The sequence below is a fragment of the Facivitalis istanbulensis genome, from assembly GCF_040560405.1.
Classification (GTDB): Bacteria; Pseudomonadota; Alphaproteobacteria; order Sphingomonadales; family Sphingomonadaceae; genus Sphingomonas; species Sphingomonas istanbulensis.
Map to the genome: position 1 here is coordinate 71180 of NZ_JAVSCQ010000004.1, position 22883 is coordinate 94062.

Consider the following 22883-nt stretch of genomic DNA (forward strand, 5'->3'; position numbering starts at 1 on the left):
GAACCATTGCCCCGCCGGCGCGTGGCAAGACGCGCCGGCGGGTTCCTCAGCGACGGGTCGCGCCGCCGACCGGCACCGGCCCTTGGGCCGTCGCATCCAGCAGCGAGTCGCCGCCCAGCACGCGGTAGAGCGTCACACGGTTGCTCGCCGCGACAAGCTGCGTCGCGACCAGTGTCCGCTGCGCCGAATAGAGCGAGCGCTGCGCATCCAGCGTGTTCAGGAAGGGCGTGACCCCGCCACGATAGCTGGCCTCGGTCAGCCGATAGGTGTCCGACGCCGCCGACAGGAAGCGGCGATTGGCTGCCAACTGGTCCTCGATCGTGCCCTGCCGCGCCAATGCGTTGGCGGTTTCCCGGAAGGCGGTCTGGATCGCCTTCTCATAGGTCGCCAGGGCGGCGTCGCGCTGCGCCTCCGAATAGCGGACATTGGCGACGCCCGCCCCCGCCTGAAAGATCGGATAGCTGGCCGACGGCGCGACCGAATAGTTGAAGCTGCCGCCCGAGAAGAGCGATGAGAGCGCGGTGCTGGCAAAGCCCACCAGCCCGGTCAGCGAGATACGCGGGAACAGGGCCGCGCGCGCCGCGCCGATCTGCCCATTGGCGGCGCGCAGCGTATATTCCGCCTGCACCACATCGGGGCGGCGCAGCAGGATACCCGAATCGAGCCCGGCGGGCAGCGTCCCGATGGTCGGGGCGGCCTCGTCGATCGAGCGCGGCAGCAAGGCTGTGTCCACCGGTCCGCCGACCAGCAATTGCAGCGCGTTGACATCCTGCGCCACCGCGGTGCGCTGTTGCGCCAAGTCGGCCTGCGCGGTCGCCAGCACCTGTTCCGCCTGTCGCAGGTCGGTGCGTGGCGCGATCCCGCCGGTCAGCCGGGCACGGGTCAGCCTGACGCTACGCTCGGCATTGGCGGCGGTCTGTTGCGCGATGGTCAACAGGCTCTGGTCGGCGGCCTGGTTCAGCCAGGCGGTCGCGATATCGCCGACCAGCGTCAGGCGGGTGGCGCGTGCCGCCGCCTCGGTCGCGAAATAACGGTCCAGCGCCGCGCCGGTCAGCGAGCGGATGCGACCGAACAGGTCCAGCTCGAACGCGGTCATGCCCAGATTGACCGACCACGCGCTGCCGCTTCCGGCCCCGCCATTGCCGCCGCTGCCGAGGCCGCCCGCACCGCCGTTCCCGGTCCCGGCCCCGCCCGTGCCGCCATTGCCGGTGCCGCCGATCGCGGTCGACCGCGCTCCGCCCGATCCCCGATCGGTATAGCTGTACCGGCCGGTCGCATCGAGTTGCGGCAACAGGTCGGCACGCTGGATGCGATACTGCGCGCGGGCCGAGGCGATATTGGCGGCCGCGATCCGCAGGTCGCGGTTGTTGGCAAGGGCCTGGGTCACCAGTTGCTGCAACCGGGGATCGCGGAAGATGTCGCTGTACCGCACGGTCGGCAGCGTCGCCTCCGACTGGCGCAGATAGGCATCGCCGACCGGCCAGGACGGTGGCACCGGGGCTGCGGGCCGCGTATAGTTCGGGGCCATCGAGCAGCCGCCCAGCGCGGTCGCGGCGAGCAGCAGCATGGGGAAGGGGGACAGGATACGCATCAGGCCGTCTCCGCTCCGGCATCATCCCGGGGCCGGTGTCCTGCGCCATGTTCCGATGTCGGGCGCCCGCGCAGACGGGCCAGGCCGTTGCGGACCGACCGGCGGACCAGCACGAAGAACAGCGGGATGTAGAAGATCGCCAGCACCGTCGCGGTCAGCATTCCGCCGATCACGGCGGTGCCGATCGCGATGCGGCTGTTCGCCCCCGCCCCGGTCGAAATGGCCAGCGGCAGCACGCCGAAGATGAAGGCGAAGCTGGTCATCAGGATCGGGCGGAGGCGGATCCGGGCGGCCTCCAGCGCGGCGTCGATGACGCGCTTGCCCTGTTTTTCGGCCTGTTCGGCGAATTCGATCATCAGGATGGCGTTCTTCGCCGCCAGCCCCATCGTCGTCAGCAACCCGATCTGGAGATAGACGTCGTTGGTCAGCCCGCGCAGCGTCACGAACGCCACCGCGCCGATCAGGCCCAGCGGGATGACCAGCAGCACCGCGAACGGGATCGACCAGCTTTCATACAAGGCGGCCAGGCACAGGAAGACGACCAGGATCGACAGGCCGTAGAGGATCGGCGCCTGCCCGCCCGACAGCCGTTCCTGATAGGATAGCCCCGCCCAGGCGATGGAGGTGCCGGGGATCTGCGAGGCCAGCTCGGCCATGCGCTGCATGGCGTCGCCCGAACTGTAGCCCGGCGCGGCCGAGCCCTGGAATTCATAGGACGGGATGCCGTTGAACCGCGACAGGGTGGTCGGCGCGACGCCCCAGTTGATCGTCGAGAAGGATGAGAAAGGCGTCATCCGGCCGCTCGACCCGCGCACGAACCATTGCTTCAGATCCTCGGGCTCGGCGCGATAGGGGGCGTCGCCCTGGACGAAGACGCGCTTCACCCGGCCGCGATCGATGAAGTCATTGACATATTGGCCACCCCAGGCGGTCGACAGGGTCGAATTCACCTGCTGTTGGGTCAGGCCGAGCGCGGCCAGCTTCTGCTGGTCGAGGTCGACGCGCAGCGTGGCGATGTCGGGCAGTTCGGACAGGCGGACCGAGGCCAGCCGAGGATCGGCATTGGCCTTGGCCAGCAATGCGTCGCGCACCGCCTCGAACTTGTCGAGCGGCATGCCGGAGATGTTCTGCAACTCCATGGTGAAGCCGTCCGACTGGCCCAGCCCGCGAATGGCGGGCGGGACCAGCGCGAAGACCTGTGCGTCGCGCAGTCCCCGGAACGCGACGGAAGCGCGGCCGGTGATCGCATCGGCGCTGTTCAGCCTGCCCTTACGATTGGCCCAGTCGACAAGGTTGAGGAAGCCCTGGCCGGTATTCTGTCCGCTCGCGCCCGCGCCGCCGCCCGCGACGGTGAACAGCACCTGGACGTTCTTGCCCTCGTTCTTGGCGAAATACTGCTCGACGCGCCGCTGGACCTCCATGGTACGGGCCTGCGTCGCCCCGGCGGGCAGGCGGAACTGGACGAGCGCCGCGCCCTGGTCCTCGGTCGGGAGGAAGCCGGTCGGCAGGCGCAGGAACAGGATCGCCAGCAGTGCGACCACGCCGACATAGAGCAGCAGGAACAGCCATTTGCGATCGACCACGGTGCGCACGGCCGCGCTGTATTTCTCCACCGTCCAGTCGAAACGGCTGTTGAACCCGTCCTTGGCGCGTTGCAGGCCGTGCGCCACGCCCGGGAATTTGCGGTCGAGCCAGGCGCCGTCCTCACCCTGCCGCGCCTTTTGCTTCAGCAGAGTGGCGGTCAGCGCGGGCGACAGGATGATCGCCACCGCGACCGACAGGATCATCGCCGAGACGATAGTGATCGAGAATTGGCGATAGATGACGCCGGTCGACCCGCCGAAGAACGCCATCGGCAGGAACACCGCCGACAGGACCAGCGCGATCGCGATCAGCGCGACGGTGATCTCGCGCATCGACTCGATGGTCGCCTCGCGCGGGGTCATGTCGGGATTCTCCTCGAGCAGGCGCTCGACATTCTCCACGACCACGATCGCGTCGTCGACCAGCAGGCCAATGGCGAGCACCAGCCCGAACAGCGTCAGCGTGTTGATCGAGAATCCCGCCATGTAGAAGATGGCGAACGTGCCCAGCAGCACCACCGGCACCGCGATCGTCGGGATCAGCGTCGCGCGCCAGCTTTGCAGGAAGACGAACATGACGATGACGACGAGGATGATCGCCTCGATCAGCGTCTTGACCACCTCGTCGATCGACAGCTTGATGAAGGCGGTGGTGTCGTTGGCATAGGCGACCTTGAGCCCCGGCGGGAAATTCCGGGCGACGCGGTTGATCTCCGCCTTGACCAGTTCGGCGGTCTTCAGCGCGTCGGCGCCCGGCGCCATCAGCACGGCGATGCCCGCGCCCGGATGCTGGTTGATCCGGCTGACCGCGGCATAGCTTTCCGCGCCCAGCTCGATCCGCGCCACGTCGGACAGCTTGACGGTCGCGCCGTTGTTCAGCGTCTTGACGATGATCTCGCGGAACTGCTCGGGCGTCTGGAGCCGCGACATCGAGGTCACGGTGGCGTTGAGCATCTGGGTCGAGGCGGACGGCGTGCCGCCCACTTCCCCGGCCGCGACCTCGGTATTCTGGTTCTGGATCGCCGTCGTGACGTCGGACGGCATCAACTGATAGGAGGCCAGCTTTTCCGGGTTCAGCCAGATGCGCATCGCATATTGCGATCCGAAGACGTTGGTGTCGCCGACGCCCTGGATACGGCCCAGCGGGTCCTGCAAATTGGAGACGAGATAGTCGGAGACGTCCTGATTGGTCATCCGGTTCGTCTCGTCATAGACGCCGGCGATCAACAGGAAGTCTGGGTTGGACTTGCGGACGACCAGCCCCTGTTGCTGCACCTGCTGCGGCAGGCGGGCGACCGATTGCTGGACCTGGTTCTGGACCTGCACCTGCGCGATGTCGGGATCGATGCCCTTGGCGAAGGTGGCGGTGATCGTCACCTGTCCCCGGCTGGACGAGGAGGACTGGAAATAGAGCAGCCCGTCGATACCGGTCAGCTGCTGTTCGATGACCTGCGTGACCGAGTTTTGCAGCGTCTGGGCCGAAGCGCCGGGGAAGGTCGCGCGGATCGACACTTGCGGCGGCGCGACGTCCGGATATTGCGCGATGGGCAGGCCCATGATGGCGCCGATCCCCGCCAGCATGGTGATGATGGCGAGGACCCAGGCGAAGATGGGGCGATCGATGAAGACGCGGCTGAGCATGGGTTCGTCAGCCCGCCTTGCCCTTGGCCGCCCGCATCTTTCGCAATTCCTCGGGCGAGGGAGGCTGGACCGTTTGCGGGCTGTCGGCGGGCACCGCCTTCACGCTCTGGCCGGGGCGAAGATTGGCGAGGCCCTGGGTGATGATCCGGTCGCCCGCGCCCAGCCCCTGGGTGACGACCCAATAGGCGCCCTGCGTCCGTTCGGCCTTCACGGTCTTTTGCGCGACCTTGTCGTTCGGGCCGACGACGAACAGCGTCGCATTGCCCTTCGCATCGCGCGATACCGCTTGTTGCGGGACCAGGAAGGCGCGCGTGTTGATCGCCTGTGCGAAGCGCGCGCGGACGAACATGCCGGGCAGCAGCAGCCCCTGTGGATTGGGAAAGCGTGCGCGCAGCGTCACCGTGCCGGTCTGCGGATCGACCACCGCCTCGGCGAACTGGACCGTGCCCGCCGCGTCATAATCGCTGCCATCCTCCAGCTTCAGCCGAACGGAAGCACTGGCGGGGACCAGGCCGTCGCGCGACGACAGGCTGCGGCGCAGCGTGAGCAGGTCGGTGGCCGATTGCTGGATATCGACGAAGATGGGGTCGAGCCGCTGGATCTGGGCCAGTGGATCGGCCTGGCCCGCGCTGACCAGCGCGCCGACGGTGAACAGCGACCGCCCGATCCGCCCGGTGATCGGGGCCGGGACGGTGGTGAATTGCAGGTTGACCCGCGCGGTTTCCAGGGCGGCGCGGGTCTGCGCCACCTGCGCGGCGGCCTGCCGCGCGGACGCGACGGCGTTGGTGTAATCCTGTTTCGAGATCGCCTCGATCTCCGCCAGCGGGCGATAGCGGTCGGCGAGCGTCCGGGTCGCCTCCGCGCTGGCCTGCGCGCTTTGCAGATTGGCGGCGGCCTGGTTGGCGGCGGCGCGATAGACGCGCGGGTCGATCTCATAGAGCGGCTGTCCGCGCCGGACCAGCGAGCCTTCGGTGAAGAAGCGGCGGCGGATCACGCCCGTCACCTGCGGGCGCACGTCCGAGCTTTCAAAGGCGGTGGTGCGCGCGGCCAGTTCGGTGACGATGGGCGAATCGGTCGGCTGGACCGTCACGAAACCGACGGTCGGCCTATGCTGGCGCGCGGCGGCGTCCTTGCTGGCGCCCTTATCTCCGCTGCACCCCGTCAGTGCCGCCAGCGCGAGTGCGATGGCCGTGCCGGCAAGCACCCGGCGCCCGCGAAAGCCTGATACGTTCAATTCGACCACCCGTTTGAAATGCTGGAAACGCGCCCCGGTCGCCTGCGACGGCGCGGACTGGGGAAACGATGTCGTTCTGCGTCAAACTGCACGACGCCGGGGCGAAAAGGCAAGCGATCATGGCCTAATCTGCGCGTCTTAATTGTCGCAAATTGTCGTCGTCCTTGGCGGGCGCGGCGCGCGGGAGCCTTTGGACTTCTCATGCATTTGACAAGGAATATGAGGGATCGGGACGCCGACAAGCGCCTTGCCGCCGAAACCGCCGTGGGTGAGGTACGCGACCATATGCTGGTGGGCCTGGGCACGGGCTCGACCGCCGCGCATGCGATTGCGGCGCTGGCTGCGCGGGGCCTGCGCATCGAAACCGTGGCGACATCGGAGGCGAGCGCGGCACTGGCGCGGTCCAAGGGGCTGGTCGTACGCGATTTCGCCGATGTCGCGCATGTCGACCTGGCGATCGACGGCGCCGACGCGATCGATGCGCGACTGCGCTGCGTGAAGGGCGCCGGTGGCGCGATGCTGCGGGAAAAAGTGGTTGCGGAGGCGGCGCGCCGGATGCTGGTCATCGCCGATGGGACGAAGCGTGTCGCCCGTCTCGGCGCGACCGCGCTACCGGTGGAGGTCCTGCCCTTTGCCCGTGCCTTCGTCCTTGACCGGCTGTCGGCCTATTTCGTCCGCTGTGTCGAGCGCGCTGGCTATCGCACCGACAATGGCCATATCGTCATCGATGGCCATGGCTGGGACGATGCGTCGCCGCGTGCGCTGGCCGACAGGCTGATGGCGGTGCCGGGCGTGGTCGGCCATGGCCTGTTCCTGCGCGAGGTCGATGCCGCCTATATCGCGGAAAACGGGATCGTTACCCGGCTGGAACGGGGACGGAACCCGCGCTAAGGCCCGTGACGCTTGAAACAGACCGGGGCGCACGCTCGGTCGCACATTGTAAGGATAAGGCCAGACTCCATGAGCGATGCCACCACCAACATCCCGACCGATGCTGGCCTGCACGAGGACGGCTCGATCGAACGCCTCACGATCGATACCATTCGCACTCTGTCGATGGATGCCGTGCAGCAGGCCAATTCCGGGCACCCCGGCACGCCGATGGCGCTGGCCCCGGTGGGCCACACCATCTGGTCGAAATTCCTGCGTTATGATCCGGCCCATGCCGACTGGCCCAATCGCGATCGCTTCGTGCTGTCGGTCGGCCATGCCTCGATGCTGCTCTACTCGCTGATCCACCTGGCGGGGATCGAGGAGATCGATGCGGAGGGCAACAAGTCGGGCAAGCCCGCGCTCAGCCTCGAAGACCTCAAGGGCTTTCGCCAGCTCAACTCCCGGACGCCGGGCCACCCCGAATATCGCCACACCACCGGCGTCGAGACGACGACCGGCCCGCTGGGCGCGGGTTGCGGCAACTCGGTCGGCATGGCGCTCGCCGAGCGCTGGCTGGCGGCGCATTTCAACCGCGAGGGGTTCCCGGTCTTCGACCATGACGTCTATGTCCTGTGCGGCGACGGCGACATGATGGAGGGCGTCGCGTCCGAGGCGGCGTCGACCGCCGGGCACCTGAAGCTGTCGAACCTGTGCTGGATCTACGACTCGAACCAGATTTCGATCGAGGGCGGCACCGACATCGCGTTCGACGAGGATGTGGCGAAGCGGTTCGAGGCCTATGGCTGGAACGTGCTCCACGTCGACGACGCCAATGACGTGGCCGCGCTGACCGCCGCGCTCGACAATTTCAAGGCGGCCACCGACAAGCCGACCTTCATCGTGGTCAAGTCGGTGATCGGCTATGGCAGCCCCAAGGCGGGCAGCGAAAAGGCGCATGGCGAGCCGCTGGGCGAGGATGCGATCCGCGCGACCAAGAAGGCCTATGGCTGGCCCGAGGACGCCAAGTTCCTGGTACCGGACGGCGTCCGCGAGGCGTTCCAGGGCGCGATCGAGGCGCGGGGCAAGCCGCTGCGCGACGCATGGGTCGCGATGGTCGAGAAGTACCGCGGGGCCCATCCCGAACTCGCCGCGCAACTCGACACGATGCTCGCCGACCGGCTGCCCGAGGGCTGGGACGCCGATATTCCGGTGTTCGAGGCGGATGCCAAGGGCGTTGCCAGCCGCGATTCGGGTGGCAAGGTGCAGAACGCCATCGCCGCCAGGGTGCCGTGGCTGGTCGGCGGTTCGGCCGACCTTGCGCCCTCGACCAAGACGCTCATCAAGGACGGCGGCTCGTTCCAGCCGGGCCATTATGACGGGCGCAACCTGCATTTCGGCGTGCGTGAGCATTCGATGGGTGCGATCGTCGACGGCATGGCGCTGTCGCACCTGCGCTCCTACGGCGCGACCTTCCTGGTCTTCTCCGATTACATGCGCGCGCCGATCCGCCTCGCCGCGATCATGGAGCTGGGCGCGGTGTTCGTCTTCACGCACGATTCGATCGGCGTGGGCGAGGACGGTCCGACCCACCAGCCGATCGAGCATCTGGCGACGCTGCGTGCGATCCCCGGCCTCGACACCATCCGCCCCGGCGATGCCAACGAGGTCGCCGAGGCGTGGCGTTGCGCCGCCGAGTCGGCCGACCACCCGACCGCGCTGATCTTCTCGCGCCAGGCGCTGCCGACGCTGGACCGCAGCAAGTACGCACCGGCCTCGGGCGTGAAGAAGGGGGGCTATGTCCTTGCGGACTGCGACGGCACACCCGACATCATCCTCATCGCAACGGGTTCGGAACTGTCGCTGGTGACCGACGCCTATGAGACGCTGAAGGCCGAGGGCAGGAAGGTGCGCGTCGTCTCGCTGCCGAGCTGGTATCGGTTCGAGTTGCAGGATGCCGCGTACAAGGACAGCGTCCTGCCGCGCGCTGTCACCAAGCGGCTCGCGGTCGAGCAGGCCGGGTCGATCGGCTGGGACCGCTATGTCGGGTTCGACGGTCGCACCATCACCATGTCGACCTTTGGGGCGTCGGCCCCGCTCGCCAAGTTGCAGGACAAGTTCGGCTTCACCCACGACCATGTCGTGACGGTGGCCCGCGAAATGCTGGAGACCAAGTGATGAGCAAGCTGTCGGAACTGGGCGCCAAGGGTTGCGCCCCTTGGCTCGATTTCGTCGATCGCAAGTTCCTCGAGGCGAAGGGGCTGGAAAAGCTCGTCGCCGAGGACGGGCTGACCGGCGTCACCTCCAACCCGTCGATCTTCGAAAAGGCGATGGGGCATGGCGACGCCTATGACGCCACGCTGGCGGCCTTCGACAAGGCGAATCCCGGCGCAGCGACGATCGATCGGTACGAGCATCTGGCGATCCAGGACATCAAGGCGGCGGCGGACACGCTGAAGCCCGTCTATGACCGTCTGGATGCGAAGGACGGCTATGTCAGCCTGGAGGTGTCGCCCTACATCGCCGATGACACCGACGCGACCATCGCCGAGGCGGAAAAGCTGTGGCATGCGGTCGATCGCCCGAACCTGATGATCAAGATCCCCGGCACCGCCGCCGGCGCGCCCGCGATCTCGGCGACCATCGCCAAGGGGATCAATGTCAACGTCACGCTGCTCTTCTCGGTCGATGCCTATATCAAGGTCGCCGAGGCCTATGCCGCCGGGCTCGAGGAGCGGGTCAAGGCGGGCCAGCCGGTCGACAGGATCGCCAGCGTCGCCAGCTTCTTCATCAGCCGGATCGACTCGGCGATCGACAAGAAGATCGACGAGCGCGTCGCCGCCGGTGACGCGGAGGCCGAGGCGCTGAAGGCCGTGCGCGGCAAGGTCGCCATCGCCAACGCCAAAAGGGCGTATCAGTGGTATCTGGATTTCCTGAAGTCCGACCGCTGGCAGGCGCTGGCCGCCAAGGGCGCGCAGCCGCAGCGGCTGCTCTGGGCGTCGACGGGCACCAAGGACCCGTCCTATCCCGACACGCTCTATGTCGACACGCTGATCGGGCCGGACACGGTCAACACCATGCCGCCCAAGACGATGGACGCGTTCCGCGACCATGGCACCGTGGCCGACACGCTGACCGCCGATATCGACGAGGCTCGCCATGTGCTGGCCGAGGCGGATCGGCTCGGCCTGGACCTGAACGGCGTTACCGACACGCTGGTGGAGGAGGGGGTCTCCTCCTTCGTCAAGGCGTTTGACGACCTGCTCGGCGCGATCGGGCAGAAGCAGGCCGCCAAGGCCTGATCCGACAGGCCCCCTTCCCCGGCCGGGAAGGGGGCCTTTCTCTTTGTAACGTCCCTCTTTCCAACGACAGTAACGGAGTTCCCGCATGAAGATCGGTCTGGTCGGCCTTGGCCGCATGGGTGGCAATATCGCACGCCGCCTGATGCTGGCCGGGCATCAGGTGGTGGCCTGGGATCGCAGCGACGAGGCGGTGCAGACGCTCGCCAAGGACGGCGCGGAGGCCGCTACGGGGCTGGAGGACATGGCCGCCAAGCTGGCGGATAAGGCGATCTGGTGGGTGATGCTGCCCGCCGGTGGCCCGACCGAGGACACGATCGCAGAGATCGCCAAGTTGGCCAAGGACGGCGACGTCGTTATCGATGGCGGCAACAGCTTCTACAAGGACGATATCCGCCGGTCGAAGACGCTGGCCGAACAGGGCATCCATTATGTCGATGTCGGCACCTCGGGCGGCGTCTGGGGGCTGGAGCGCGGCTATTGCATGATGATCGGCGGCGACAAGGAAACCATCGATCATCTCGATCCGATTTTCGAGGCGCTCGCCCCCGGCGAGGGCAGCATCGTCCGCACGCCCGGCCGCGTCGCGGACAAGGTCGATCCGCGGGCCGAGAAGGGCTATATCCATGCCGGTCCGGCGGGGGCGGGCCACTTCGTCAAGATGATCCACAACGGCATCGAGTACGGCCTGATGCAGGCCTATGCCGAGGGCTTCGACATCCTGAAGTCCAAGAACAGCGACAAGCTGCCCGAGGATGAGCGGTTCGACCTGAACCTGACCGACATCGCCGAGGTGTGGCGGCGCGGCAGCGTGATCTCGTCCTGGCTGCTCGACCTGACCGCGACCGCGCTGGCGAAGGACGAGATGCTCGAGCAGTTCTCGGGCCATGTCGCCGATTCGGGCGAGGGCCAGTGGACGATCGACGCGGCGATGGAGGAGAAGGTTCCGGCCAATGTCCTGACCGCCTCGCTCTTCGCGCGCTATCGCAGCCGGATCGAGCACACCTATGGCGACAAGGTGCTGTCGGCGATGCGCTTCGGCTTTGGCGGCCACACCGAAATCCCGCAATGACGCCGCCGATCCGGCTGGTCGTGTCGGATGTGGACGGCACGCTGGTCGATCCGGACAAGCGGCTCCGCGCCGTCACCATCGCCGCCGTCCGGCGGCTGGAGGCGGCGGGGGTGGGCTTCACCATCATCAGCGCCCGGCCACGGTCGGGGCTGGGGTGGCTGGCCGACGAGCTGGCGATCGACGCACCGATGGCGGCGTTCAACGGCGGCACGGTCTTTCGGCGCAATGGCGCGATCGAAGCGCAATACCGGGTGCCGGTCGACGTGGTGAAGGACGTGCTGGCGCTGGCGGCGGAGACGCCGGTCGCCATCTGGGTCTTCGCCGACGATCGCTGGTATGCCAGCCGCGGCGACGGACAGCATGTCGAACATGAAGCCATGGCCTCGGCGCAGCCACCCGTCCTGGCCAGCGATTTCGCTTCGCTCGTCGACCGGGTCGACAAGATCACCCTGGTCAGCGACGACGCCGAACTGCTGCGCGCACTCCATGCGAAAGCCGATGCCATTCATGGCACGGCCGCGACCATCGCCCAGTCCCAGACCTATTATCTCGACGTGACCGCGCTGGCCGCGAACAAGGGCGATGGCGTGGCGATACTGGCGGCGGCGTTCGGCGTGCCGCTGGAACAGGTGGCGGTGCTGGGCGATCAGGCCAACGACCTTCCCATGTTGAGACGCGCCGGGTTGCCGATCGTGATGGCGAACGCACCGCAGGCGGTTAGGGAACAGATACAGCTACGCACCCGTTCCAACGCGGACGACGGCGTGGCCTATGCCATCGATACCATCATCATGCCCAGAATCGGAGTGTCTTCATGAAGCAACTGGTTGCGTTCGACCTCGACGGTACGCTGGCCGAAAGCAAACAGCCCCTGGGCGACCCGATGGGGGAGGCGCTGGCCGATCTGCTCGATGTCGCGCATGTCGCGGTGATTTCGGGCGGTGACTGGCCGCAATTCGACAAGCAGGTGGCCAGCCGCCTGCCCGTGCGCGCCGATCGCAGCAAGCTGTGGCTGATGCCGACCACCGGCACCAAACTCTACACGTTCAAGGACGGTAGCTGGTCGCCCGTCTATGCCGAGCTGTTCGACGATGCGACCAAGGCGAAGATCCTGGAGGCGTTCGACGCGTCGCTGGAGGCGACCGGCTTCGTTCCCGAGCAGACCTGGGGCGAGCGGATCGAGGATCGCGGCAGTCAGATCACCTTCTCCGCGCTTGGCCAGCAGGCGCCGATCGACGCCAAGGAACATTGGGACCCCAGGTTCGAGAAGCGCAAGGTCATCCAGGCCGATCTCAAGCAGCGCCTGCCGGGCCTGTCGATCAACATGGGCGGTGCGACCTCGATCGACATCACCCGCGAGGGGGTCGACAAGGCCTATGGCCTGAAGAAGCTGCGCGATGCCAGCGGGATCGCGCTTGATGCGATGATCTTCATCGGCGACGCGATCTTCCCGGGCGGCAACGACTATCCCGCCAAGGAACTGGGCCTCGACACGGTGCGCGTCCGCGACCCGCAGGAGACGCTGGCGGTCATCGCGGGGATCGTCGCCTGCCTTAAATAAGGCGCGCGCCGCCTCTGCGCAGGGGGCGGTCGGCGGGCGCTAATCCGCGATCGGTGCCATCACGATCGCGCGCAGGCCCGGCCGGTTGTCGGCATAGTCGATCGAACCGGACAGGCGCTGCATCATCGCGGTCATCATCCGGCTGCCAAAGCCCGATCCGTCAATGATCGCCTCCCCGGCGCGGCCCCGGCCTTCGTCGGCGACGATCATGCACAGGCGATTGCCATATTGCCGGAGCGAAATGGTGACCGGCCCGGCCGCGCCATCATAGGCATATTTGGTCGCATTGATGATGAGTTCGGTCGTCACCAGCCCCAGATTGACCGCGCGGTCGGTGGGGATCAGCACGGGCGCGAGATCGAGCCGTATCATCGCCGACCATTCGGCGCCCAGCGACTGTCTCATGTCGCCGACCAGATCCTCCAGATAGCGCGCCAGTTCGATCGTCTGGATCTGGTCGTCGCGATAGAGGCGGCGATGGACCAGCGCGACGGCGGACATCCGGGCCTGCGCCTCGATCAGCTGGTCGCGCACCCGCGGATCGTCGGCGGCCTTCGCCTGAAGCGCGAGGAAGGAGGAGACGAGCTGGAGGCTGTTCTGGACGCGGTGGTCCACCTCCTTCATCAGCACGTCCTTCTGGAGCAGCAAGGCGTCCTTTTCGTCCAGCGTCCGCTGCAACGCGCCGTTGAGCCCGCGCAGCCGGTGGCTCTGATAGGCCTCGTGCAAGCTGCGGCGCAGACGATGGGCCGCCTCCACTTCCTCCAGCGTCCAGCGGCGGGATCGCCCGCGCACCGTCTCGCTCCAGCTCTCGAATGATGCGCGCGGGGTCAGCATCTCGCCGGGGGTCAGCGCCATCGACTTGTGCGGATTGCCCGCCCATTCGACGTCCTGGACCTGTTCGGCGCGGAACCACAACAGGGTAAGGCCGCCCTCGGCCAGCGGAAGCGCCATCAGGCCGCTGGCGGTGGCGCTCAGCGGACCGGCATGGGGCATGACCGCGCCGAGTTCATGGGTGACGAACAGGTCGCCGCCGCTGCGTGTCGCGGTCCAGCGCGCGGCCTCCAATATGCCGATCACGGGCGGGCATACGCCGTGGCAATGCACCTGGCCACCCTCGACCATCGCGAAGCCGGTCGCGGCCATGATCGCCATCAGGTCGGGCATGAGATGGCGCAGCGCGGGTTCGGACGCGCCCGGGCCGGTCAGCCGGGGCAGCAGCGCATCCTCGGCCGCGCGCAGGCGCAGCCGTTCGCGATACAGCTCCGCCTCTTCCTTGGCGCGGATCTGTCGGGTCAGATTGCCGGCGAGCGCCGCGGCGGCGGCGCGCAGCTCGGGCGACAGGTGGCGCGGCGTGTCGTGGTGACACGCGATCATGCCCCACAACATCCCATCCTTGACGATCGAGATCGAGGCGGAGGCGGCGACGCCCATGTTGCGCAGATAGCGGACATGGATCGGCGACACGCTGCGCAGGCCGACATCGCTGAGGTCGACCATCTCGAACCCTTCGGGGCGGAGCGGCGCGGGCGTATAGTGCGCATCGGGAATGCTGCGCGTACGGTTGCGGACATAGAGCGCGCGCGCCTGTTTCGGAATGTCCGAGGCGGGGAAATGGTGGTTGAGGAAGGAATGCTGCCCGGCGGCGCGCGCCTCCGCCACCACCTGCCCCGAATCCTCGTCCAGAAAGCGATAGACCATGACCCGGTCGAACCCGGTCAGCAGGCGAAAGGCGCTTGCCGCGCGCTCGCACAACATGGTCAGGTCGCCGGTCCGCTCGAAACCGGTGGCGACGGCGTCGAGCCAGTTGAGCGGGCTGCCCGAGCCCCAGGGCGTTTCGGTGTGTGCGGGCTCCAGTTCGATCGCGATCCGATCGCCTGCCAGGCGGTGCGCGGTCACCGCGAAGTCCTCGGTCATCCCCTGGACCGTGCCGGTCGATATCGATGAACCGGGCCCGACCGGCATGGCCGATACCATCGTCGCCACAGCGCGGCCCAGCAGGGTTTCCAGCGACAGGCCCAGCCATTCGGCGGCGAGGCGATCCTCGATCGCGCCCGCTCCGGCGATGACGCGCCCGCTTGGCGCATCGGCGATCAGCAACAGGCCATGCGGTTGAATCGCGCCCGGACTGCGAATGGGCTCGCGATCACAGGCCGAAACGTCCTGATCCGGATCGGTCACAACGGGACGGGTGGCCATAAGGGACGGACTTTCCTCTCTATATTGGCCTCATGCCGGGTTTTTCGCTCGCCTACAAATGAATGAACAGGCCAATCGATCCGGCTTGGAGGGCGCTTCCCATTATGGAACAAAGATTGCGCGTTTGGGTAATATCCGTTTAAGATGACGCAACGGACCCAGAGATCCGCCTGGAGAGGACATGATCGACGATTTCGACTTCGCGTTGGGAGAAAGCGCGGACATGATCCGCGACGCGACGCGCCGTTTCGCGTCCGACCGGATCGCGCCGCTGGCCGCGCGGATGGACGCGGAGGACTGGTTCCCGCGCGACATCTGGCCCGAAATGGGCGCGCTTGGCCTGCATGGCATCACGGTGGAGGAAGCCGATGGCGGGCTGGGCCTGGGCTATCTGGAGCATGTCGTCGCGATCGAGGAAGTATCGCGCGCCTCGGCATCGCTGGGGTTGTCCTACGGCGCGCATTCCAATTTGTGCGTCAACCAGATCCGGCGTTGGGGCTCGCCTGAACAGAAGGCGAAATACCTCCCCGGCCTGATCTCGGGCGAGCATGTCGGCAGCCTTGCCATGTCGGAGGTGTCGGCGGGGTCCGACGTCGTCTCGATGAAGCTGCGCGCCGAGAAGGTCGAAGGCGGCTGGCGGCTGAACGGCACCAAATTCTGGATCACCAACGCGCCCTATGCCGACACGCTGGTCGTCTATGCCAAAACGGGCGAGGGCAGCCGGGGGATCACCGCCTTCCTGATCGAAAAGGACATGGCGGGCTTCGCGATCGGTCAGAAGATCGACAAGATGGGCATGCGCGGCAGCCCGACCGCCGAGCTGGTCTTCGATGATTGTCTCGTCGCCGATGCGCAGGTGATGGGACCGGTCAACGGCGGCGTCGGCGTGCTGATGAGCGGGCTGGACTATGAGCGCGCGGTGCTGGCGGGCATCCAGCTGGGTATCATGCAGGCGTGCCTCGACGTCGTCGTGCCCTATGTGCGCGAGCGGCGGCAGTTCGGTCGTGCGATCGGTGAGTTCCAGCTGATCCAGGCCAAGATCGCCGACATGTATGTCGCGCTCAATTCGGCGCGGGCCTATGTCTATGCGGTGGCGCGGTCGTGCGATGCCGGGCGGACGACCCGGTTCGACGCGGCGGGCGCGATCCTGCTGGCGAGCGAGAATGCGGTGAAGGTGGCGATGGAGGCGATCCAGGCACTGGGCGGCGCGGGCTATACCAGGGACTGGCCGGTCGAGCGCTTTGCGCGTGATGCCAAGCTGCTCGACATCGGTGCCGGCACCAACGAGATCCGCCGGATGCTGATCGGACGCGAACTGATCGGCAAGCTCGAAAAGGTGGCGCAATGAGCCTGGAGGACGAGTGATGGGGGCGGTGATCGCCTCGCGGTTGTCGCGCGACGATGCGGCGTTCCGCGCCAATACCGACCATAACCGCGCGCTGGCCGCGCGGCTGCGCGACGATGTGGCCAGCGCGGGAATGGGCGGCGGTGCGGCGTCGCGCGACCGCCATGTCGCGCGCGGCAAGCTGCTCCCCCGCGACCGGGTGGAGCAGTTGCTCGACGCGGGGGCGCCGTTTCTGGAGATCGGGCAACTGGCCGCCAACGGCCTGTATAACGATGCGGTGCCGGGCGCTGGGCTGATCGCCGGGATCGGCCGGGTCCATGGCCGACAGGTGATGATCGTCGCCAATGACGCGACGGTGAAAGGCGGCACCTACTTCCCCCTCACCGTCAAGAAGCATCTCCGCGCGCAGGAGATCGCGCTGGAGAACCGGCTGCCCTGTATCTATCTGGTCGATAGCGGCGGCGCGAACCTGCCGCATCAGGCGGAGGTGTTTCCCGACCGCGATCATTTCGGCCGCATCTTCTTCAACCAGGCGCAGATGTCGGCGGCGGGCATTCCGCAGATCGCCTGCGTGATGGGAAGCTGTACAGCGGGCGGGGCCTATGTTCCCGCCATGTCCGACGAGACCGTGATCGTACGCGGGCAGGGGACGATCTTCCTCGCCGGGCCGCCGCTGGTGAAGGCGGCGACGGGCGAGGTCATCTCGGCCGAGGATCTGGGCGGCGCGGACACCCATGGCCGCAAGTCTGGCGTGGTCGATCATGTCGCTGAGAATGACGACCATGCCCTGTCGATTGTCCGCGACATCGTCGAGACCCTGCCGCCCCAGACGCTGCCCGAGGTCAACCTCGCCGAAGCGGACGCGCCGCTCTATCCGGCGGAGGAGCTGTACGGCCTGATCCCGCAGGACGTCCGCGCGCCATACGACGTGCATGAGGTGATCGCGCGGCTGGTCGACGGATCGCGCTTCCACGAATTCAAGGCGCTGTACGGCGCGAGCCTCGTGTGCGGCTTTGCGCATATCCATGGCAAGCCGGTCGCGATCCTCGCCAATAACGGCGTGCTCTTCTCGGAGAGCGCGCAAAAGGGCGCGCATTTCATCGAGCTGGCGTGCCAGCGGCGTATCCCGTTGCTGTTCCTCCAGAACATCTCCGGCTTCATGGTCGGCGGGCGGTACGAGGGGGAGGGGATCGCCAAGCATGGCGCCAAGCTGGTGACGGCGGTGGCGACGGCGCAGGTGCCCAAGATCACCGTGCTGATCGGCGGCAGCTTCGGCGCGGGCAATTACGGCATGTGCGGGCGCGCCTATAGCCCGCGCTTCCTGTTCACCTGGCCCAATGCGCGGATCAGCGTGATGGGCGGCGAGCAGGCGGCGAGCGTGCTGGCCACCGTCCACCGCGACGCCGAGAGCTGGACGCCGAACGAGGCGGAGGCGTTCAAGGCGCCGATCCGCCAGCGTTACGAGGATGAGGGCAATCCCTGGTACGCCACCGCGCGGCTCTGGGATGACGGCATCGTCGATCCGGCGCAGACGCGCGACGTGCTGGGGCTGGCGCTGGATGCATGTCTCAATGCGCCCATCGCGGAGGCGCCCCGCTTCGGGGTGTTCCGCATGTAATGGCGATGGACCTGACCATCGATGGCCGGACCGTGAAGGACGAGGCCGATTTCCACGCCCGCATCCGCGAGGCGTCGGGCGTCGAATGGTATGGCGGCAGTCTGGATGCGCTGTTCGACCTGCTCATCGCGGTGGTCGATCCGCCGATCACTCTGCACCTGACCCACGCGGCGGTTACGCGGCGGATCATCGGCGAGCGGTTCGACCGGATCGTGACCGCGATCCTCGACGCTGTGGCCGAGCGGCCCGATGGCGCGATCACGTTCAAGCTGGAATCCTGATCCGATGATGAAAAGCCTCCTCATCGCCAATCGCGGCGAGATCGCCTGCCGCATCATCCGCACCGCGCGCGCGATGGGCCTGCGCACCATCGCCGTCTATTCCGAGGCCGATGCGCAGGCGCTGCATGTGCGGATGGCGGACGAGGCCGTCGCCATCGGTCCCGCCCCGGCGCGGGAAAGCTATCTCGACGCCGCGCGCATCCTGGCCGCGGCGAAGGACAGCGGGGCGGAGGCGATCCATCCCGGCTATGGCTTCCTGTCCGAGAATGCGGACTTTGCCGAGCGGGTGATCGCCGCCGGGCTGGTCTGGGTCGGTCCCGATCCCGCCAGCATCCGGGCGATGGGGCTGAAGGATGCCGCCAAGGCGCGGATGATCGCGGCGGGCGTCCCCGTCACCCCCGGCTATCTGGGCGAAGACCAGTCCCCCGACCGCCTTGCCGCCGAGGCGGAGGCGGTCGGCTATCCCGTGCTTATCAAGGCGGTCGCGGGTGGCGGCGGCAAGGGGATGCGCCGCGTCGACGATCCTGCCGCCTTCGCTGAAGCATTGACGTCCTGCCGTCGCGAGGCGGCCTCCTCGTTCGGCGACGACCGGGTGCTGATCGAAAAGTACATCCTCTCGCCCCGCCATATCGAGGTGCAGGTCTTCGGCGATCGCCACGGGCAGGTCGTCCATCTGTTCGAGCGCGACTGCTCGCTGCAACGCCGCCACCAGAAGGTGATCGAGGAAGCCCCCGCGCCCGGCATGGACGACGCGACGCGCGACGCGGTGTGCGCCGCCGCCGTCCGCGCCGCGCAGGCGGTCGACTATGTCGGCGCGGGCACGATCGAGTTCATCGCCGACGCCTCCGAAGGGCTGCGCGCCGACCGGGTCTGGTTCATGGAGATGAACACCCGGCTTCAGGTCGAGCATCCCGTAACGGAGGCGATCACTGGCGTCGATCTGGTCGAGTGGCAGTTGCTTGTCGCGGCGGGCGAACCGTTGCCGCTGGGTCAGGACGACCTGGCCATCCACGGCCATGCGATCGAGGCGCGGCTCTATGCCGAGGACCCGGCCAAGGGCTTTTTGCCCGCGACCGGCACGCTGGAGGTGTTCGACCTCGGCGACGATCCCGCGATCCGCATCGACACCGGGGTCGAGGAGGGCGCGGAGATCACCCCGTGGTACGACCCGATGATCGCCAAGGTCATCGCGCATGGCGACACCCGCGACGAGGCGCGCGAGATGCTGGCCGATGCGCTGGACGAGGCGGTGATCTGGCCGGTGCGCACCAATGCAGGCTTTCTGGTCGAGGCGCTCGACCATGTCGACTTCGCGAGCGGCCAGGTCGATACCGGCCTGATTGCGCGTGAGGGCGAGGCGCTGATGCCGCCCGCCGAACCTTCCGAAGAGGCCTTGACCGAGGCCGCCGCCGCGCTGGTCGGGGCAGGGGCGCTGACCGGCTTCCGCCTCAACGCCGCGCCCCGGCGGAGCGCGCGCTTCCTGCTCGACGGTCGGCCGATCACGGTTGATTTCAGCGAGGCGGGTGAGGTGCCGCCTGCGCCGACGGACGAATTGCTGATCTCCGAAGGGGGGCAGAGCTGGTCCTTCACCCGCTGGCGCGCCGATGGGCTGGCGGCGGGCGGGGCAGGGGACGGTGCGATCCTGTCGCCCATGCCCGGCCGGATCATCGCGGTCGCGGTGGCCGAGGGGCAAGCGGTCAGCGCGGGCCAGCCGCTCGTCACGCTGGAGGCGATGAAGATGGAGCATGTCCTGACCGCGCCGTTCGACGGCAAGGTCGCCGACTTGACGGCGGAGACGGGCGGGCAGGTGGCCGAGGGCGTCGCCCTGGTCCGTATTGTCGCGGAGGACGCGGCATGAGCGGGCGCTTCTTCGACGACTGGACGATCGGCGACCGGATCGATCATCCCATCCGCCGCACCGTGACCGAGACGGACAATCTGCTCTTCTCGACCATGACCCACAATCCCCAGCCGCTGCACATTGATGCCGAGGCGGCGAAGGCCAGCGAGTTCGGCCAGATCCTCGTCAACGGCACCTTCACCTTCGCGTTGATGGTCGGGCTGTCGGTAGGGGAGACGACGCTGGGAACGCTGGTGGCGAATCTGGGCTATGACGAACTGGTCATGCCCGCGCCGGTATTCCTGGGCGATACACTGCGCGCGACCAGCGAAGTGACGGCGTTGCGCGAGAGCCGTTCGCGGCCGGGGGCGGGGCTGGTGACGTTCCGGCACGAGGCGTTGAACCAGCGGGGCGCGGTGGTGTGCCGGTGCCTGCGGACGGCGCTGGTCAAGAAGCGGGACGGGTAGGCCAAGGGCCTATAACTGCGTCCGAACCCCCATCCACAGGGTCCGCGGCGTCGCCCGTTCGATCAACCCCGCACCGCTATAGGCCGCCTGCACCTGCGCATCGGCGAGGTTTTCCGCGCGCAGTTCTATCCGCCAACCGCTGACGACCGGCACCGCCGCATAGGCATCCAGCGTCGTCGCGGGTGCCAGCGTGCGGAGATTCTGGTCATCCTCGAACTGGCGACCGACATGCCGCACGGTCCCGCTCAACGTCGCGCCGCGATGCTCGACCGCCAATGTCGCCGAAAACTGGTCGCGCGGCGTCTGCGCTGGTCGCAGGCCATTAAGTGGTGCCGCCGCGCTCGACGCCGCGACCCGTGCCGAGACATGCGACCAGGAGGCGCGGGCGCCGACTGGCCCGATGCCGGCATTCGCTTCCAATGCGAACCCTTCTGATCGGATCGCGTCCAGATTCTGCCGTATCCGATAAACGCCGGTAGCGCCGACGAAGCCTACGCCAGGAAACGTCCCCGGCCCGCGCCCCATCGTCACATTGGCGATGGCGTCGGTCAGCCGGTTGACGAAATAGGTCGCTGACAGCCGCAGACCCTTGACCGGGATCAGGTCGAAGCCGCCCTCCACCCCCTCGCCATGCTCGGGGTTGAGCGCGGCATTGGCGGCGGTGGCATCGGTCCCCGCCCGGAATGGTCGATAGAGTTCGTTGAGTGTCGGTAGCCGCCATCCGCGATAGGCCGCCGCCCGCAAGGTCAGCGGCGCGATCGGCCGCACCGCCACGCCCAGCCGTCCGGTGAATTCCCGCCCCGAACGATCCGGGAAATCGCGGTCGCTCGGCATCGCCCCGGTCGCCAGCACCGTCTCGCCCAGCCGCCCGTTGCCGATGTGCCAGTCATCGACCCGCGCGGCGGCGGTGAGGGTGAGCATCCCCGCCGCAACGCTGCCATCGGCGAACAGCCCCATGGTCCGCGTCGCCCCACCCGCCACACGTCGCCGGGTGGGTGCCCCCGCGACATAGGTGTAAAGCTCCTGCGTTCGTCCGCTTGTATTGCGAACATCGCTGCCCAGCCGTAGCGTCACCCCCTTGCCGAGTGGCGGCGCGACCTCCAGCCGCGCGCCCAGCCCGGTGGCGGGAACGGCATATTGGTCGAGGGTCCGCGTGGCGGCCGTCCGCGCGGCATTGACGCTGGCATAGCGCGAGACGAATTGCCGCGTCTGGACATAGGCCAGCGCCGACCAGCCCCAGGCTCCGCGCCCGACCAGCCGGATGCTGGCATCCGCGCCATCCGAGCGATTGGCGGTGAAGTCGGTGCCCCGATCGCGCGCATCGTGGAAGGCGGCGAGCGTCATCTGCAATTCGGTGGCGGGGGCGATGCCGACCACGCCGCGCGCCGCGCCCGAATATTGCTCGTAGGGGGCGGGGCGGTCGACCGGCCCGCGCTGCCCCGCGACGATCGGGGTGAAGCCGTCGCCGCGCGCATAGGCCCCCGACAGCGTCAGGAACCCGCTCCCGCGCACGAGCGCGGCAGACCCTTGCGCATCCACCGAATGGCGGCTGCCATAGGCGACCGCCATGTCGAGCGGCGCAAGCTGGTCGGGGGTCGCGCTGTCCATCTCGATCGTGCCCGCCAGCGCGCCCGGCCCCCAGAAGCCCGACCCGCCGCCGCGCGTCACCCGGATGCGCCCCAGCCGCCCGGTGGCATAAGCGGGAAACACCACCCAGCCGCCGAACGGATCGGCCTGTGGCACGCCGTCGAGGATCAGCAGCGCCCGGCTCGACGCATTGCCGCCCAGCCCGCGCAGCGTGATCCCCTGAGAGGTCGGATGCGCCGAGCGGCTGTCCGACCGGCGAAACTGCTGGAGCCCCGCGACATCGGCGAGCACCGTCTCCAAGCGCTGAGAGGCGTTCTGCACGATCCGGCCGCGATCGATGGTCACGATATCGAACGCGTGGTCGCCCGGTGGACTGTCCAGCCCGCGCCCGGTGACGGTGATGCTGGTGCCCGCCTCGGGCATGGCCTGTGCCATGGCAGCCATAGGGACGGTGGTGGCCGCCAGCCCGCAGGCCAGCCATCGGGCCAGCCTCAACGGATGCCGTATCGCGCGGATGGAAACGGTCATGCCGGTCGAAATCCCCTCTGGTCCGTCCCTGATCCGTCGCTGATCCGTCCTTGCCCCGGTTGCCGTCGCATCTGTGGCCCGGCGCGGTTCTCGGCCTTGTCCGTCCGGCGGCGTTGCCCGTGCGTGCCGGGATGACGGATGGGTGGTAAAGCCCATCTTCGCGGGGAAAG

Annotated in this window: 16 protein-coding genes; 11 read left to right on the forward strand and 5 right to left on the reverse strand. The window is 67.7% G+C overall.

Features of this window, described 5'->3' with window-relative positions:
• Positions 1–46: 46 nt before the first annotated feature.
• Genes RN629_RS04195 through RN629_RS04205 form a run of 3 tightly spaced genes read right to left on the reverse strand, consistent with a single transcriptional unit; the run spans position 47 to position 6058 of the window.
• The gene (locus tag RN629_RS04195; protein ID WP_407034017.1) at positions 47–1591 is read right to left on the reverse strand and encodes an efflux transporter outer membrane subunit; all 1545 of its coding nucleotides are present in this window, start codon (positions 1589–1591) and stop codon (positions 47–49) included.
• Positions 1591–4815, reverse strand: a complete 3225-nt coding sequence (locus RN629_RS04200) for a multidrug efflux RND transporter permease subunit (RefSeq protein ID WP_407034018.1) — start codon at positions 4813–4815, stop codon at positions 1591–1593. Before RN629_RS04200 ends, RN629_RS04195 begins: the two co-directional genes overlap by 1 nt.
• 7 nt (positions 4816–4822) lie before the next feature.
• Complete coding sequence (locus RN629_RS04205) at positions 4823–6058, reverse strand: efflux RND transporter periplasmic adaptor subunit (RefSeq protein WP_407034019.1); 1236 nt, start codon at positions 6056–6058, stop codon at positions 4823–4825.
• Between the two features lie 210 nt (positions 6059–6268).
• Between RN629_RS04205 and rpiA the strand changes: the two genes are divergently transcribed.
• From rpiA to RN629_RS04235, 6 genes are all read left to right on the forward strand, one after another.
• A complete protein-coding gene (gene rpiA / locus RN629_RS04210; protein WP_407034020.1) occupies positions 6269–6940 on the forward strand; it encodes a ribose-5-phosphate isomerase RpiA in 672 nt (223 codons plus the stop codon).
• A 69-nt stretch (positions 6941–7009) separates the two neighbouring features.
• Positions 7010–9097: a transketolase gene (gene tkt, locus RN629_RS04215; protein WP_407034021.1), complete on the forward strand. Its 2088-nt coding sequence runs from the start codon at positions 7010–7012 to the stop codon at positions 9095–9097.
• Positions 9097–10221, forward strand: a complete 1125-nt coding sequence (gene tal, locus RN629_RS04220) for a transaldolase (protein ID WP_407034022.1) — start codon at positions 9097–9099, stop codon at positions 10219–10221. Before tkt ends, tal begins: the two co-directional genes overlap by 1 nt.
• Positions 10222–10306: 85 nt before the next feature.
• A complete protein-coding gene (gene gnd / locus RN629_RS04225; RefSeq protein WP_407034023.1) occupies positions 10307–11290 on the forward strand; it encodes a phosphogluconate dehydrogenase (NAD(+)-dependent, decarboxylating) in 984 nt (327 codons plus the stop codon).
• Entirely contained in the window at positions 11287–12108 is an 822-nt protein-coding gene (locus RN629_RS04230) for a Cof-type HAD-IIB family hydrolase (RefSeq protein WP_407034024.1), read from the forward strand. Before gnd ends, RN629_RS04230 begins: the two co-directional genes overlap by 4 nt.
• Positions 12105–12851 (forward strand): HAD-IIB family hydrolase, encoded by a 747-nt coding sequence (locus RN629_RS04235; RefSeq protein ID WP_407034025.1) that lies wholly within the window; start codon positions 12105–12107, stop codon positions 12849–12851. Before RN629_RS04230 ends, RN629_RS04235 begins: the two co-directional genes overlap by 4 nt.
• 39 nt (positions 12852–12890) lie before the next feature.
• Here RN629_RS04235 and RN629_RS04240 read toward each other — a convergent pair whose 3' ends face one another.
• The gene (locus tag RN629_RS04240; RefSeq protein WP_407034026.1) at positions 12891–15047 is read right to left on the reverse strand and encodes a histidine kinase dimerization/phosphoacceptor domain -containing protein; all 2157 of its coding nucleotides are present in this window, start codon (positions 15045–15047) and stop codon (positions 12891–12893) included.
• A gap of 181 nt (positions 15048–15228) precedes the next feature.
• Between RN629_RS04240 and RN629_RS04245 the strand changes: the two genes are divergently transcribed.
• From RN629_RS04245 to RN629_RS04265, 5 genes are read left to right on the forward strand one after another with little or no spacing between them, the layout of a single operon-like run.
• Positions 15229–16395 (forward strand): acyl-CoA dehydrogenase family protein, encoded by a 1167-nt coding sequence (locus RN629_RS04245; protein WP_407034027.1) that lies wholly within the window; start codon positions 15229–15231, stop codon positions 16393–16395.
• Between the two features lie 16 nt (positions 16396–16411).
• On the forward strand, positions 16412–18010 hold the full coding sequence (locus RN629_RS04250) for a carboxyl transferase domain-containing protein (RefSeq protein ID WP_407034028.1): 1599 nt from the start codon (positions 16412–16414) through the stop codon (positions 18008–18010).
• Positions 18011–18015: 5 nt separating this feature from the next.
• A complete protein-coding gene (locus RN629_RS04255; protein WP_407034029.1) occupies positions 18016–18291 on the forward strand; it encodes a barstar family protein in 276 nt (91 codons plus the stop codon).
• 4 nt (positions 18292–18295) lie between these two features.
• A complete protein-coding gene (locus RN629_RS04260; RefSeq protein WP_407034030.1) occupies positions 18296–20149 on the forward strand; it encodes an acetyl/propionyl/methylcrotonyl-CoA carboxylase subunit alpha in 1854 nt (617 codons plus the stop codon).
• Positions 20146–20598 carry a MaoC family dehydratase gene (locus RN629_RS04265; RefSeq protein ID WP_407034031.1) on the forward strand — a complete coding sequence of 151 codons (453 nt, stop codon included), beginning with the start codon at positions 20146–20148 and terminating at the stop codon, positions 20596–20598. Before RN629_RS04260 ends, RN629_RS04265 begins: the two co-directional genes overlap by 4 nt.
• A 9-nt stretch (positions 20599–20607) precedes the next feature.
• Here RN629_RS04265 and RN629_RS04270 read toward each other — a convergent pair whose 3' ends face one another.
• Positions 20608–22713 (reverse strand): TonB-dependent receptor, encoded by a 2106-nt coding sequence (locus tag RN629_RS04270; RefSeq protein WP_407034032.1) that lies wholly within the window; start codon positions 22711–22713, stop codon positions 20608–20610.
• Positions 22714–22883 lie beyond the last annotated feature (170 nt).